The sequence below is a fragment of the Neptunomonas antarctica genome, from assembly GCF_001305295.1.
GTDB classification, from domain to species: domain Bacteria; phylum Pseudomonadota; class Gammaproteobacteria; order Pseudomonadales; family Balneatricaceae; genus Neptunomonas; species Neptunomonas antarctica.
Window position 1 is genome coordinate 12,323 of the sequence record NZ_LJSI01000036.1, and the last position, 15,015, is coordinate 27,337.

11 protein-coding genes are annotated in these 15,015 nt (G+C 44.6%); 3 read left to right on the plus strand and 8 right to left on the minus strand.

What is annotated here, in order from left to right; translation table 11 throughout:
* Window positions 1-4: 4 nt before the first annotated feature.
* Window positions 5-1,822, plus strand: a complete 1,818-nt coding sequence (gene oadA, locus Nant_RS08705) for a sodium-extruding oxaloacetate decarboxylase subunit alpha (RefSeq protein WP_054341258.1) — start codon at window positions 5-7, stop codon at window positions 1,820-1,822.
* A gap of 486 nt (window positions 1,823-2,308) precedes the next feature.
* Here oadA and Nant_RS21525 read toward each other — a convergent pair whose 3' ends face one another.
* Complete coding sequence (locus Nant_RS21525; RefSeq protein WP_202904973.1) at window positions 2,309-2,821, minus strand: PEP-CTERM sorting domain-containing protein; 513 nt, start codon at window positions 2,819-2,821, stop codon at window positions 2,309-2,311.
* Window positions 2,822-3,220: 399 nt separating this feature from the next.
* Complete coding sequence (locus Nant_RS08715) at window positions 3,221-3,907, minus strand: PEP-CTERM sorting domain-containing protein (RefSeq protein WP_054341260.1); 687 nt, start codon at window positions 3,905-3,907, stop codon at window positions 3,221-3,223.
* A 962-nt stretch (window positions 3,908-4,869) separates the two neighbouring features.
* Here Nant_RS08715 and Nant_RS08720 point away from each other — a divergent pair.
* Together Nant_RS08720 and Nant_RS08725 are read left to right on the plus strand one after the other, a co-directional pair.
* Window positions 4,870-5,556, plus strand: a complete 687-nt coding sequence (locus Nant_RS08720) for a PEP-CTERM sorting domain-containing protein (RefSeq protein WP_054341261.1) — start codon at window positions 4,870-4,872, stop codon at window positions 5,554-5,556.
* 817 nt (window positions 5,557-6,373) lie between these two features.
* Window positions 6,374-7,330 carry a PEP-CTERM sorting domain-containing protein gene (locus Nant_RS08725; protein WP_054341262.1) on the plus strand — a complete coding sequence of 319 codons (957 nt, stop codon included), beginning with the start codon at window positions 6,374-6,376 and terminating at the stop codon, window positions 7,328-7,330.
* Between the two features lie 103 nt (window positions 7,331-7,433).
* On the opposite strand, the gene Nant_RS08730 is transcribed toward Nant_RS08725, so the two are convergent.
* The 6 genes from Nant_RS08730 to Nant_RS08755 form a co-directional block, all read right to left on the minus strand.
* The gene (locus Nant_RS08730) at window positions 7,434-9,068 is read right to left on the minus strand and encodes an ABC transporter ATP-binding protein (protein ID WP_054341263.1); all 1,635 of its coding nucleotides are present in this window, start codon (window positions 9,066-9,068) and stop codon (window positions 7,434-7,436) included.
* A complete protein-coding gene (locus Nant_RS08735; RefSeq protein WP_179078927.1) occupies window positions 9,065-10,111 on the minus strand; it encodes an ABC transporter permease in 1,047 nt (348 codons plus the stop codon). Before Nant_RS08735 ends, Nant_RS08730 begins: the two co-directional genes overlap by 4 nt.
* Before the next feature lie 26 nt (window positions 10,112-10,137).
* Window positions 10,138-11,223: a microcin C ABC transporter permease YejB gene (locus tag Nant_RS08740; RefSeq protein WP_054341264.1), complete on the minus strand. Its 1,086-nt coding sequence runs from the start codon at window positions 11,221-11,223 to the stop codon at window positions 10,138-10,140.
* The gene (locus Nant_RS08745) at window positions 11,223-13,019 is read right to left on the minus strand and encodes an extracellular solute-binding protein (protein ID WP_054341265.1); all 1,797 of its coding nucleotides are present in this window, start codon (window positions 13,017-13,019) and stop codon (window positions 11,223-11,225) included. Before Nant_RS08745 ends, Nant_RS08740 begins: the two co-directional genes overlap by 1 nt.
* Window positions 13,020-13,132: 113 nt before the next feature.
* Window positions 13,133-13,384, minus strand: a complete 252-nt coding sequence (locus Nant_RS08750) for a hypothetical protein (RefSeq protein WP_054341266.1) — start codon at window positions 13,382-13,384, stop codon at window positions 13,133-13,135.
* Window positions 13,385-13,408: 24 nt separating this feature from the next.
* Window positions 13,409-15,010 (minus strand): LysM peptidoglycan-binding domain-containing protein, encoded by a 1,602-nt coding sequence (locus Nant_RS08755; protein WP_054341267.1) that lies wholly within the window; start codon window positions 15,008-15,010, stop codon window positions 13,409-13,411.
* Between the last annotated feature and the right edge of the window lie 5 nt (window positions 15,011-15,015).

A 15,015-nucleotide genomic window follows, 5' to 3' on the forward strand; every position in this document is an offset into this window, starting at 1 on the left:
AATTATGAACGCTGACAATGCTGCAAAACCGATTTATGTTACTGATGTTATTTTACGCGATGCTCATCAGTCGCTGATTGCTACCCGCATGCGTACCGAAGATATGTTGCCTGTTTGTGAAAAGCTGGATCAAGTGGGTTATTGGTCGCTTGAAGTATGGGGCGGTGCAACCTTTGATGCGTGCGTACGTTTCTTGAAAGAAGACCCGTGGGAGCGGTTGCGACAATTACGTGCAGCCTTACCTAACACGCGTTTACAGATGCTATTACGGGGCCAGAATCTGCTGGGTTACCGTCATTATGCTGATGATGTGGTTGAAGCCTTCGTTGAACGTGCGGCAGCTAATGGTATTGATGTATTCCGTGTTTTTGATGCATTAAACGATTTACGTAACCTCGAAACAGCGATTCGTGCGGTTAAAAAAACCGGCAAACACGCGCAGGCTACGATCTGTTATACCACGAGCCCTGTGCATACCACGGCGCTGTATATCAAACAGGCGAAAGCACTGCGTGATATGGGAGCTGACTCGATTGCCCTGAAAGATATGGCTGGTTTACTAACGCCTTACGCAACCTATGATCTGGTTAAAGCATTAAAAGAAGCAGTGGATCTGCCGATCTTTATTCACTCGCATAGCACGGCTGGATTAGCCGCGCTATGTCAGTTAAAAGCAATAGAAGCGGGTGCTGAGCATATTGATACTGCCATCTCCTCTTTTGCCGGAGGAACCAGCCATCCTGCTACAGAATCTCAAGTTGCGGCATTAAAAGGTACGCAGTGGGATACAGGGTTAGATCTTGAGTTGTTGCAGGAAATTGCTGATTATTTTCGTGAGGTACGAAAAAAATACCATCAATTCGAAAGTGAATTTACCCGCGAAGATGTGTCAGTGCAGATTAGTCAGGTACCGGGTGGCATGATGTCTAACTTGGCTAATCAGCTAAAAGAGCAGCATGCACTGGGCCGGATTCGTGAAGTCTTTGATGAGATCCCTCGTGTACGTAAAGATCTAGGTTACCCGCCTTTAGTGACGCCAACCTCGCAGATTGTGGGTACTCAGGCTGTATTAAACGTGCTTTCTGGTGAGCGTTATAAAACCATTACGAATGAAGTTAAACGTTACCTGGCAGGTGGTTATGGTCAGCCGCCAGCACCGGTCGATCCACAGATTCAAAAACAAGCAATTGGTAATGGCGAGGTGATAGATGTACGCCCCGCTGATCTGCTGAAAGCTGAATTACCGCAGTTACGTGCGGAAATTGGCGAGGCTGCACTCAGTGAAGAAGATGTGCTGACGTATGCTATGTTTCAGGATATCGGTCGTAAGTTTCTTGAAGAGCGCAATAGCGGCACGCTGACACCTGAAGTGTTATTACCCATTGGCAGCAATGATCGTCCTGCCGATGAAGGCGTGCCGACTGAGTTCACTATTGATGTACATGGTGAATCTTATCAGGTCAGTATTACGGGTATTGGCGCGCTGGGAGCAGGCAAGCGTAGTGTGTATCTGACACTCGATGGTGTGCCCGAAGAAGTCGCCTTCAAGCCGCTGAATAGTTTTGTGGCAGGAGCAAGTAGTGAGCGGGGCGGTCGTGTCGCTAGTTTACCGGGGCACGTAACTACGTCTATGCCAGGAAATATCGTGGATGTGCTGGTGACTGTCGGGCAGCAAGTGACGGCCGGACAAGCAGTGCTGGTAACGGAGGCGATGAAGATGGAAACAGAAATACAAGCGCCATTAGCCGGCACGGTAACCGCTGTTAATGTGGTGAAAGGTGATAGGGTAACTCCTGGTGATATTCTGATTGAAATTGAATAGTCATTAACTAACAGCCCTTGTGTCATTAAAAAAATACGAGGGCTGTTGCTGAAATACCAAGAAACTAAGGAAAAGTTAAAATAATATCGTATTTGCCTAATCTGACTTGGCTTGAAATAGAAAATCCCAAAACATCTGCTATTTCACTCTAAGTGAGAACGGGGGAGAAGGGTCTGAATCTCATATAGCATGAAATATTTGGCAGGAATTCTCATATAAATGAAATGACCTCGAAGGTCAGCTTTCAACCCTAACCGGTCTTTCTAGCCTAAGCCGCTCATTACAAAACGGACGGAAGGTCATGGCAGATGTTGCGACAGAGCGGTCATGAGGCATTGATACCGGAAAGTGCAAAACGCAAGACCTGCCCCTGTTGTCTAGATTGACCACACAATATTGTTCCAGCAGCTAGAAGCAGTCGTTAGCATTCTCAAATTACAGGCAATAAAAAGCCCACCGAAGCGGGCTAGTCACTAGGAGTCCTGTTTACGCTTTCTTGCGGCGTGACCATCCTAGGCCAGCGAGGCCAAGGCCGAATAGAGCGAGGGTGGCTGGGACGGGGACAGTCGTCAGAGGAACTGGTCCTTCTGCAGTTCCCAAAAAATCGCTATTGTTCAAAGTCAAAGATGAACGGGCGCTTCCCGCACCGAAACCCAACCCAGGCCCTCTAGCATTCCAGTCTTGGCCTGCATCTCCGGTACTTACCCCGCCCAATAAGAACTGGCCAGCCACCGCATCGAAGTTGAAATTGAAGCTAGCCTGAAGATGAGCAGTACTATTTGAGGCAAACAAAACACTATTTAAAAACCCATCGAACATTAAGGAGGCGACTTCGCTATCACGAATCGCGCCATCCAAGGCGTCCGTTTCGTCGAAAGTAAACATACCGGTCATTGTATAGCCATCAGTCCCTGCCCACTTGAAATCATATCCAATAATCCCGGCATTAGCGGATGTGGCTACCAACAAAAATACTACTGTGCTTACGAACTTCATCATGACATACCTTCTTTTACCCATTTAATATAAATACCGAACTGTTACGCATAGTTCATACCAACCCCGAAAAATCAGGGCCTCCAGCAGTTCGGGCTTGTCATATGACTGAAAAGTGTAAAGAATCCTGACATTAATCACCATAAATTATATAGTGTTATTATCATCTAGTGAGGCTGTTTTGGTAGCTCACAGGGCTATCAAAACCAGTTTTGTCGAGCCACCGCTATATTTGGCACGAACCTGTCATGGATACTTAATTTTTACTATCAGAAGTTTACACATAAGCCTTTCGACTAAAACAGACTTGATCATAGACGCCTTAAATACCAATAGTAAGACACAAAAAAAGCACCAAACTAACGAATGGTGCTTTCTAAAATCAAATATTTAAAAACTAAATCAAGCTTGTTTCTTAAATCGACGTAATGAAAATCCCATAATACCTAATGTAAAAAGTGCAAGTGTAGATGGTTCAGGGACTGATGCTACCTGCTGAATCTGCAGGCCGGCAATTGAGCTGCTTAAACCGTATGGACCACCGCTCACTGGTGTGTCCAGAATCGTTATTACACCGGTAGCATCAGACATCACGTCTTGTAAAACTGCGTATTTATCTGTCGTGAACGGCGGGGCGCCTGCGCTGGACGACGTATTAGGCCTAGTCGACGCGAGCAAACCGGCCTGACTAGAGACAGTGAAGTCCTGCCAATAAAAACCGTTGTAAAATGCAAGGTCAAAGAACGAATTGGCAGCAAGCCCTTCGATGGATATCGTCATTAAATTGCTAAATCCATAGAGCCAATCATTGAGAATTGGGTTGGTTTGAGAATTGTTCGCAGCATTCCCGACAAACCCTGTAACGGATACGCTGACACCACTCGCGCCCGATCCGTCGGCAAAGAGCAGATTCGGGTTAGCGCTGCTAACAGGATTCCAAACTGTATCGAAAACACCACCAAGGACGCCTTGTCCACTATAGGTGTTACTACCGCCCTGAAAGTCCACATTTATAAGGGTAGCCGATACCGATCCGCTGATTAACAGAGCAATCAAGCCCGCAGCTGCCGTAAAAAATGGTGATTTCATAATATGATGGCCTTCTTACAATGATGTTATGATTAATACTCTTTGTTGATAATTAGCAATATTCATACCTGTTATGCTTTAATCAAACAAATTGAACGAGTTGGTAATCTTCCGTCATTACCAAACGAACATTCCGCTTATGCCGTGTAAAAAATTCTGACATCTTTTAACTTTGTTTTGATCGCGTAGCAAATCTCTTTGGTTGTAGCTGGTGATGGCTTCTTTGTAGCAACACCTGTCGTGGTTCTCTGATCATTCAATGTCACTTTCTTGCACCCGCCTGCCTAAACGATTGATCGACCTCGACTAAGCCCTTTAAGTCACTCACGACCCAAAGCCAGCATTTAGGATCGACCGACTAAGGTTATCCAGAATCAATAAATTTCTTGAAGCGGACAATGCTCTAGCTGCAAGTGGCTGGCGCTTCACGGCCCTATATAGTTATTCCATCACGTTCGCTGAGCTCATAGTTACAGCTGACATTGTAGCTGTCAGGCGAGAGCGAGACATGCAAACGAAGACTACGAATAAGCCGGCTTAAATCTCGCGTCAACCTGATGCGATTCCGGTGTATCCTTGCTCCGAACAGCATGTATCGAGTGGAAATCTCGCCGCCCAAACGTCAACGGCTTGCTGCTCGGGCTTTTGGCATAGAATTGAGCATAAATAGTTCACAAAACCGGACGATAAGAGCTGCCTGATTGGCTTGAAATTACAGGGGGAGGGGAAGGGTTTTATTCTTTCTGTAGCAGAACTTCGCTTGCATCATTCTCTACATATTATGTCAGTGTTTTTACAATGTTGTAAATTGAAAATTTCCAATAAGTCTTAAGCTTTTGTTTATTATATGTATTTTAAGTTATGGCGTAATATTTGCTGACTGTCTCTTATTAACTACTATTTTTTTAGTTGTATCCCTTCCTCTTACATTGTTAAAAGGTGGGAATTAAAGAGGAAGCATAATGAGACATAAATTTTTAAAAATAGTTTTAACTGGTTTGTTTTTATCTGCTTTTCATCTCAGTGCTAATGCGGGACTTATCGTCGGCACCAATGCAAGCGATTGGCGTCTTTCCACAGTGGTAGAATCAGGTGGCGCGGGCGGCAATTGGACAACTCTTATCGCCGAAGGCGCTTTACCTGGGTTAAGTACTTACACGATAACGCCAACAAGCGGCGGTGGCGTTGCTTCCCCGGGAGCTGCTGCACTCGGAGTAACAGGGTTGAATGCTGGATCCGGGGTGAGCTTTTTCCGTACCACTTTTGAACTATTTGATATCCAATCTGCATTAGTAGATGTAGCGGTCGATAATAATATCCAGATTTTCATTAATGGTCATGAGGTAGCACGCGAGATTAGCTTATCGGGCGACAACTGGACGAGTATATTGCCGTCATTCGATATTCTTTCTGATGGCTCTATCGCAAACATCGTCAAGTTCGACTCGACGTTCGCTTTCTCATCATGGAATGAGGGTGAGAACGACGTTGTTCTTGCTGTTCGCAACCTCGACGGAGGTGACAGCGGTGGCGTTGCTTTTCGTATGGAGTTAGAAGGGTCAGCTGTGCCCGTATCTGCACCCGGAACAATCGCGCTCTTCGGCCTGAGTCTTGCTGCACTTGGCTTCGTAAGGCGTAAGAAGGCCTAAGCTTTCTGATTACATCAAACCCCGCCCAGTGCGGGGTTTTTTGTGCCTACCATTTAATGGTTTACTGGGTTCTTTTCACGCCACACATCTGCTTGTATGCGTTCTTATAAAGCTACCAATACAACATATGCTTTGCCTGACGATCCTTGCCCATCATCAGGATAGGTCTTAGCCCTGCTTCAGCTATGTTTGCAGCCCCGTTAAGTGCAGTGTAATGCTGACTCTAATGCTTTGCGATGGTGGGGATGAACTCAATCAATACGTGGGGTTCGGCATCCGCTTTTTCACATAGCCAATGTCGTCAATGATGATATATGAGAAGCCATTTCACTCTAAATAAGATTTGACAGTATTTATCGATCAATATTAAAGGTGAAGGGGTCTGATACGTTGATATTGCATCTATTTTAAAACAGATGTTTATATATTGCTTGTCAGAAAATTTTACACTTAAAATTTGAGTTATTTATATTTCTAGGTATTTAAAATACTTATGTTTTGCGGCATTTGAAGTGTTATTTAGCTAATAGTCCTTGAATCTCTAAAAAATCGAGGGGTAGGTTAGAATAATTCAGTATATGATTATTGATATCCAACAATAAATAGTTATAACACCTTGATATCACAGGGTTTTTAAACAGTCGTTTTAATTTTATTTGTCAGTAAATTTTACAAGCTAAAATAAAATATATTATTTTATTGTTATATTTCAATTAGTTGTAATTTTGGTATTGTTTTTGCTATATATATTCTAGATGAATAAATAATGACGGACTTCTTTATCACAGAGTCTATTACAGTATTTTGAGGTGATGTTATGAATATTAAATGGCACATTATTCCACTGTCAGCGGCCGCAATGCTTACAACGGGCTTGTTATATAATACCTCCGCACAAGCTGCGTATATTGTATCAAATGGACAATGCAGCACTGATTCGGTAACACTTGATACTGTCACTAAGAGTGATGGTACCGGTACGGTTCATAGTGGTTCAGGTATTAATGCAACAAGTTGTGCAGGCATGTTTCTCGGTGCAAATGATGATAGCCATGATGCTAGTTCACCTACCCCGAATATTGGTCAGCTAGGAAATGGTTTTCTGAACGGTCAGACAGTTAAAAGCGGAAATGGAGGGGCAACTGGTGAGTTGGATCCTATGACGTTTATTGAAACCTCCGACCTTCAAGCTTTGGACTCGGATGGAATATTTAATGACCCCGGCTGGATTCATCTAGCTAGTTTTCAGGATGGCGGTAATGATAGTTCAAGTCCGAGCTATTCATCCATCGGTAGCGGAGCGAATAGCCTTAATCTCAATGATGTATTAGACATCACATTTAACTGTGATACTGGTGCTGATTGTAAGGCTGGGACATGGTCTATAGCCACAACCACCGATATTATTAGTAAAGTACAGTCCATATTAGGGGTAGGGTCTTTTGATCATTTTGCACTTGTACTTAAAGGCGGTAATAGTGGTGTAGGCATATATGATTTCGACTTTTCTGAATTAGCAGACCCATCCGCATACGCATTTTCAGGGCCTGATGTTATTGATTTTATGACACCATATACCTTTATGGGCACGTGGAATACAGATGACTTGTTAGCGACGAATGGTCAGCATCAAGCTCAGCGTTTTTCTCATGCAAATTTCTGGGCGCGTGATCCTGCCGCACCTACAAATGAAGTACCGGAACCTGCCACTATTGCTTTGTTTGGGCTAGGCTTGTTGGGGCTTGCCGGAATAAGAAAACGCAAAGCGGTTTGATTTTCCATTAAACAGTATATTTTATTGAATATAGCCACCTTTGAAAAAGGGTGGCTTTTTATTGCGCAGCTACCAATTAGCTGTATCGATACATAATTAATATTTATTCAAAAGCCGCTTTCAGCAGTTCCTGAGTATAGGTATGTGTGGGTGATGTGAAGAGCGCCTTCGCTTCTCCCTGCTCCACAACTTCTCCCTGCTTCATAACCAGCACTTTATGGCTAAGCGCTTTGATAACCGTTAAGTCATGGCTGATGAATAGGTAACTGAGGCCATATTTTTTCTGTAGATCTTTGAGTAGTTCTACAATTTGCACTTGTACGGTTCTGTCCAGTGCTGATGTTGGCTCATCCAGAATGATAACGTCAGGCTTAAGGATGAGTGCCCGGGCAATGGATATACGTTGTCGCTGCCCTCCTGAGAATTCATGCGGGTAGCGGTGGCGTACTTCCGGATCAAGCCCTACTTCGATAAGTGCTTGTCTTATCATTGATTCGCGTTCAGAAGCATTGCCAATGTTGTGAACGGTTAACCCTTCAGCAATACACTCTTCCACTGACATGCGAGGGCTGAGGCTGCCGAATGGATCCTGGAATACAACTTGCAATTGCCTGCGCAGCGGTTTTACGGCTTTCTGGTTCAGGTTGTCGATTCTATTGCCCTGAAAATTTATTATCCCTTCACTGCGGATAAGACGAAGTATCGCCAGTCCCAGTGTGGTTTTTCCAGAACCTGACTCGCCGACTATGCCGAGTGTTTCTCCGCGCTTGAGCGTTAAGCTAACATCATTAACCGCTTTAATATGGTCGACGGTTTTACCTAAAAAACCCCGCTTGATCGGAAACCAGATTTTCAGTTGCTGTGTTTCTAAAATCAGCTCACTGTTTTCTTTGATCGGTAGTGGGTTACCCGTAGGCTCTGCTGAAATCAGTTGTTGCGTGTAGCTTGCCTGTGGCTGATTAAATATCTTATCTGTTGTGCCATGTTCGACTATTTCACCCTGATACATCACACACACGTTTTTTGCATAGCGCTTAACGATATTCAGATCATGGGTGATCAGTAGAATTGCCATACCCAGTTTTTTCTGCAGTTGTTGCAATAACTCTAGTATCTGTTTCTGTACGGTAACGTCCAGTGCTGTTGTGGGCTCATCAGCGATAAGTAACTCAGGTTCATTGGCAAGGGCCATCGCTATCATGACACGCTGCCGCTGCCCGCCGGAAAGTTCATGTGGGTAGCTATTTAAGCGGCTTTGAGGATCTCTTATGCCCACCAGGTTGAGTAATTCCAGAATTCGCTCACGTGCAGCTTCGCCTTTGAGTAACTTGTGTAACCAGAGGCTCTCACCAATCTGTTTTTCTATGCTATGCAGTGGGTTGAGAGAGGTCATGGGTTCCTGGAAGATAATACTTATACGGTCCCCTCTGATTTTTCTTAAGTTCGGCTCATCTGCTTTTAAAACATCTTCACCCTGATAAAGAATACGGCCTGTTGGGTGGCTGGCTTTAGGGTAGGGAAGTAAACGTAAAACAGACAGCGCGGTGACTGATTTTCCGGATCCTGATTCGCCGACTAGTGCCAGTGTTTCACCTTTATTTAATTCAAAGCTAACCGACTTTACAGCATTAACCGCTGTTGCTCCTTCACCAAATCTTACGCTAAGGTTTTCCACCTTGAGCAAGCATTGTGCGATTTCAGGTTTGATGTTCTGCTCCTCCGTAATATGCTCCGTCATAATAGGGTTTTCCGAGGGTCGAAAGCGTCGCGTATGGCTTCACCAATAAAAATCAGTAAGGTGAGCATAATAGACAGCGTCATGAAGGCGGACAGACCCAGCCAGGGAGCGTGAAGATTATCTTTCCCCTGAGCAATCAGCTCACCTAATGATGCAGAACCCGGGGGTAGGCCAAAACCTAAAAAATCCAACGCGGTAAGAGTAACGATGCCTCCATTGAAAATAAAAGGCATAAATGTCAGCGTGGCTACCATGGCATTGGGCAGTATGTGTTTAAACATGATTTGTTGATTTGATACGCCCAACGCTCTGGCGGCTCTGACATATTCCAGATTCCTGCCACGAAGAAACTCTGCACGCACAACATCTACCAGATTCATCCAAGAAAAAAGCAGCATAATACCCAGTAGCCACCAGAAGTTAGGTTCTACTAAGCTGGCAAGAATAATCAGTAAAAATAAAACTGGCAGGCCTGACCATATTTCGATAAAGCGCTGGAAGAAAAGATCAATTTTTCCGCCATAATAACCTTGTACTGCACCTGCCATCACTCCCAGCACGGAACTTGTCAGGGTTAATACTAAGGCGAACAAAATGGAAATTCTGAAACCGTAAATAACCCGGGCCAGTACATCACGGCCCTGATCGTCGGTCCCTAGCCAGTTCTCTGAGCTGGGTGGAGAAGGGGCTGGTACTGGCAGATCATAATTAATAGTTTGATGGTTATATCGAATCAGTGGCCAGATAATCCAGCCATGACCTTCTTCGATGATGAGTTCCTGAATGTAAGGATCTTTATAATCTGCCGCCGATTGAAATTCACCATCAAAGTCAGTTTCTAAATACTGTTTTACAACAGGGAAGTAATAACTACCCTTGAATTTGACGGCAAGTGGCTGGTCATTGGCGATAACGTTCGCTAATAAACTGAGGATAAACAGTAATAGAAATGCCCATAAAGACCAGTATCCACGCTTATTCGCTTTGAAATTTTCAAGCCGGCGCTGGTTGATCGGGCTCATAGCTTTTTTGTTGATACCCATATTTACTTATTGATATCCATAGTTATTCATTGCTCCCTGCTTTCAAAATCAATACGGGGATCGACCATCACGTAAGTAATATCACTGACCAGTTTCATCAACAGGCCGATCAGCGTAAAGATATAAAGCGTTCCGAATATCACAGGATAGTCTCGGTTAATAACGGCTTCGTAGCCCAGAAGTCCAAGGCCATCAAGGGAAAATATCACTTCGATCAGCATTGAACCGGTAAAGAAAATACCTATCAAAGCAGCAGGCATGCCGGCAATAATTAACAGCATGGCATTACGAAAAACATGTCCATAAAGCACGCCGCGTTCAGTGAGTCCTTTAGCGCGAGCGGTGAGTACGTATTGTTTGTTGATTTCGTCCAGAAAGGAGTTTTTAGTCAGCATGGTTAATGTGGCAAAACTGCTGATCACCGAGGCAAACACCGGTAGCGTAATATGCCAGAAATAATCGGCTATTTTACCGCCCAAAGACAGCTCATCAAAGTTTGATGAGGTTAAGCCGCGCAGAGGGAACCAGTCAAAGTAGCTACCACCGGCAAACAAGACAATAAGCAGGATAGCAAATAGAAAATTAGGAATCGCATAGCCGATAATGATGACGGTGCTGCTCCACACATCAAACGAAGAACCATCTTTAATGGCTTTTCGGATGCCCAATGGAACAGAGATTAAGTAGGTCAGTAATGTCGTCCAGAGGCCGAGTGAAATAGACACGGGCAACTTTTCGATGATCAGGTCAATAACCGATTTATCACTGTAAAAACTTTTACCGAAATCAAACGTCAGGTAGTTCCCAAGCATTTGAAAGTAGCGCTCATGCACGGGTTTATCAAAGCCATACAAGGCTTCTATCTCTGCTACTAAGCTAGGGTCAAGGCCGCGTGCGCCTCTGTAGTTGCTGTCATTACTATTACTGCTGCTTTGGATTTCACCGCCGCCGGCGCTGCCGGGTATAGCGCTGTTACTCAGGCCTTCAAGTTGCGCCAGTGTTTGCTCTACCGGTCCACCTGGGGCTGCCTGGATAATCAGGAAATTGATCGTCAGAATGCCAATAAGTGTGGGAATGATTAACAGTAACCGGCGGAAAATATACGCTGCCATTATGGATTTAAGTCCTTAACCCACCAGGTATCAAAACCGAGATCAAATAGGGGTTTAATCTCAGGAAAGCTAAAGATGTTTTTGTAAGCTATTCGATAACTACTACTATGAAATTGAGGGATAACGTAATAATTCCATTGTAATACGCGATCCAATGCTCGGCTGGACAGTACTAATGAGTGTCTGTCTTTTGCCTGAATGATCTGCTCAATTAACTGGTCGACCGCAGGGTTTTGAATGCCAATAATATTGCGGCTGCCGGGTTTGTCAGCGTTTTCAGAGCCCCAGAATTCACGTTGTTCATTACCCGGAGAGGAGGATTGTCCAAAAGAGCCGACCACCATATCAAAATCAAAAGCGCGGATTCGATTAATGTACTGCGACACATCAATAATCCGGATGCTGACATCGACTCCTATGCGGTTAAGATTTTTTATCATAGGGGATACTACACGTTCGAACTCTTTTTGAACCAGCAGTATTTCAAAAGTCATTGGCTGTCCGGATTTAGCATTGAGTAGTTTGCCATTGATCAGATTCCAGCCCGCCGCTTTGAGGGTTCGAAGCGCCTCACGCTGTTCTTTACGGAGGTGTCCTGAACCGTTGTAAGTCGGGGCGTTATAGACGCGGGTAAATACTTCATCCGGTATTGTGCCTCGCAACGGTTCTAAAATAGCGAGCTCGTCTGCACTGGGGAGTGCCGTCGCCGCCATATCTGAATTAGAAAAATAACTGTGGGTACGGGTGTAGGCGTTGTAAAAGAGGTTCTGATTCGTCCATTCAAAATCGAAAGCGTAGCTTAATGCTTTACGCACGCGAGGATCTTTAAAGATGTCTCGACGGGTGTTGAAAACAAAGGCCTGCATGCCCGTTGGGCGGCTATGCTTTATTTCTTGTTTAATAATGTCGCCACTGTCAAATTGTGGGCCGGTATAGCCGGTCGCCCATTGCTTAGACGATGTTTCTTGTCTGAAGTCGTATTCCCCCGCTTTAAAGGCTTCTAGTGATACGGTGGTGTCACGGTAATAATCATAAGTTATGGAGCCAAAATTATAACGACCTTTATTAACGGCAAGGTCTTTACCCCAGTAGTCAGGATTGCGCTTAAAGGTAACAGCGCGGCCGGCATCGTAGCTAGCTAACACGTAAGGGCCTGAGCCAACCGGGATGTCTAATGAGGGTGAGCTGAAATCGTGATTTTTCCAGTAATGAGCAGGGAGTATCGGGATCTCGCCTACGATTAAGGGTAGTTCTCTATTACCGGTGGGTTTGAAGTGAAACTTAACGATATGCTCATTAATAGCTTCAACTTTATCAATGTCTCCTAGGTAGGCTTTATAAAAAGGGCTGCCTTTATTAAGGAGAAGGTCGAATGTGAAAACCACATCGCTTGCTGTTACGGGCACGCCGTCAGAAAACATGGCTTCAGGATGCAAAGTAAAGGTGACGAATTCACGAGACTCCGGCATATCGACTGTTTTAGCTAATAAGCCATATTGGGAAAAAGGTTCGTCCAGCGATTTACTCATTAGCGAGTCGTATATCAGTCCCAATCCATCAGCGGATGTCCCTTTGATAATAAACCCGTTAAAGCTGTCAAAAGTACCCAGCGCCCATTCTTTGATGTCGCCGCCTTTGTTTGCATCAGGGTTGGTATAGTCAAAATGGGTAAAGTCAGCGGGGTATTTAAGGTCGCCATGCATAGATAGACCATGCTGTGTCGTGGCCGAGCTAAAGGATGATAAGCTTAATAGGAGTAAACTAATCACTATGTTTTTATAAGACAATACAGACATAAGCTAAAATCCACCGGGGTGTACAGTACGTGCGAATAGGGTGTTATATCAGTGGCGTAAATAGAATGCTACTTTTTAACGGTACGTCAGTTATAAGTCGGCCAGGTTGGGTGTTATTTTAAGGTAGTAGAGTAGTGCTTCGCGTGTTCTGTTAGTGCTTCATGTAACTTGTTACGAGGTGTTTTCGCGGATATTAATTGGAGATGCATTTGGGTTAAGAAGATTTTTTTATCAGCATCACCTTCTGCCAAAACTTTAATCAGATCCTGATCCATCCAGCGCCGTATACGTTTGAAAAGGTAGATTTTGAAGCCAATAGCGCTAATAGTAGCGATGACTATAATAATAATGGCAAGCATGTCCATTTCTAGTATCCGCACATTGGTATATTAACTTTCATTTACAAAAAGAGTGAGTTGTTGCCCTGGTTGGATGATAAGAGAACTGCTGTTTAAATTGTTCCATTCTTTAATATCATCCACATGTATGTTGTAACGACCAGCGATAGTCCAGAGTGAATCGCCACTACGCACCTCATAGCCAATTTGCTGTAATGCCTCTGCCTCGTCTTTTATAACGCTGCTTGGTAGCGCACCAATACGTAATTCTTTACCGGCGTTGAGCGTGTCACCCGCGCTGATGTTGTTCCATTGTGAAAGCAGTTCAACATTTACATGATGATTTTGCGCTATTCCCCAGAGAGTGTCGCCTGTTTTAACTGTGTATTGGTAGATCGATAAGGCACTGTGGACGGTTTTCTTTGCGGGTGTTGAGGTTGCTGTTGATGCGTTGGTTGGGGTTTTTCCTGATAGGGCTGCAATAGTAGTGTCTTGTGGAATGATCAGTGTTTTACCGGCACGAAGTCGGTTTGATGGTAATTGATTGGCGGTTTTTATGGTCGCAATAGAGGAGTCAAACATTTCCGCTATTTCGCTAAGCGAGTCGCCCGGTTGAATCTTATATTCAGCCCATTGGGTGCGTGCCTGTTGAGTTAGGTCGTTAAGGGCTGAACGTAATTGTTGCGCGTTGTCTTCCGGTACAAGAAGACGATGAGGCCCGGCGGGATCAGTCGCGAGACGTAACATGCCTGGATTTAATTGTTGTACTTCTGCTAGTCGTGTACCCGACATAAGTGCTGCCTGAGCGAGGTTAACCTGTCCGCCTGTGGCGATCACTTCAAAGTAGGGTTCGTTTTTGATGATAGGCAGGTTCATATGGTAGCGATCAGGCTGACGTACAAATGACGCGATGGCCAGAATACGCGGAACATAAAGGCGTGTTTCTCGAGGCAGTGAGAGTGACCAGAAGTCTATAGGTTTGCCCGCTTCACGATTTTTTCTGATGGCTCTGGAAACCGTGCCACCGCCAGCATTATAGGCCGCCATCGTTAATAGCCAATCACCGTTAAAGCGATTATTCAGATGTTCAAGGTAATCCAGAGCGGCGCTGGTGGAGTCGATAATATCTTTACGGCCATCATACCAGCGGCTTTTTTTTAGGCCCTTGTACTTTGCAGTGCTGGGAATAAATTGCCATAGGCCGGCGGCATGACCAGAAGAATAGGCTTCTGGGTTATAGCTACTTTCTACGGCGGGCAGCAGGGCTAATTCAGCAGGAAGACCACGTTTGAGTACTTCATTCAAAACGTAATGATAATAAGGTGCTGCATTTTCAGTAATGTGCTGCATATGTGTCGGGTAATTGCTATACCAGACGATTTGGGTATTAACGTCTTCATGCTGGGATTCGTCTGTTAATTGTAAGTTTTGACGGGTTAATTCCCAAAGATCATCAGGAGATTCTGTGGCAGTGTCGCCGTTTACAGGCTTCTTACGAGATTTACCAGATAGCGGTTCGGCAGAAAATATCTTGTCCCATACCGTTTTAGTGAGTTTGGGATTGGCGGATCCGCTGTCATGTTGCTGTATCGTCTGGCAGCCCGCTAAAAGGCTTGAGGCAATGATGGCTGAGAGAATAAAACAACGTCGCATAAAAA

Bases quoted from the DNA above. Each gene is read 5' to 3' on its own strand.
- oadA (WP_054341258.1), top strand. From the start codon at position 5: ATGAACGCTGACAATGCTGCAAAACCGATTTATGTTACTGATGTTATT.
- Nant_RS21525 (WP_202904973.1), bottom strand. From the start codon at position 2,821: ATGATGAAGTTCGTAAGCACAGTAGTATTTTTGTTGGTAGCCACATCC.
- Nant_RS08715 (WP_054341260.1), bottom strand. From the start codon at position 3,907: ATGAAATCACCATTTTTTACGGCAGCTGCGGGCTTGATTGCTCTGTTA.
- Nant_RS08720 (WP_054341261.1), top strand. From the start codon at position 4,870: ATGAGACATAAATTTTTAAAAATAGTTTTAACTGGTTTGTTTTTATCT.
- Nant_RS08725 (WP_054341262.1), top strand. From the start codon at position 6,374: ATGAATATTAAATGGCACATTATTCCACTGTCAGCGGCCGCAATGCTT.
- Nant_RS08730 (WP_054341263.1), bottom strand. From the start codon at position 9,068: ATGACGGAGCATATTACGGAGGAGCAGAACATCAAACCTGAAATCGCA.
- Nant_RS08735 (WP_179078927.1), bottom strand. From the start codon at position 10,111: ATGGGTATCAACAAAAAAGCTATGAGCCCGATCAACCAGCGCCGGCTT.
- Nant_RS08740 (WP_054341264.1), bottom strand. From the start codon at position 11,223: ATGGCAGCGTATATTTTCCGCCGGTTACTGTTAATCATTCCCACACTT.
- Nant_RS08745 (WP_054341265.1), bottom strand. From the start codon at position 13,019: ATGTCTGTATTGTCTTATAAAAACATAGTGATTAGTTTACTCCTATTA.
- Nant_RS08750 (WP_054341266.1), bottom strand. From the start codon at position 13,384: ATGGACATGCTTGCCATTATTATTATAGTCATCGCTACTATTAGCGCT.
- Nant_RS08755 (WP_054341267.1), bottom strand. From the start codon at position 15,010: ATGCGACGTTGTTTTATTCTCTCAGCCATCATTGCCTCAAGCCTTTTA.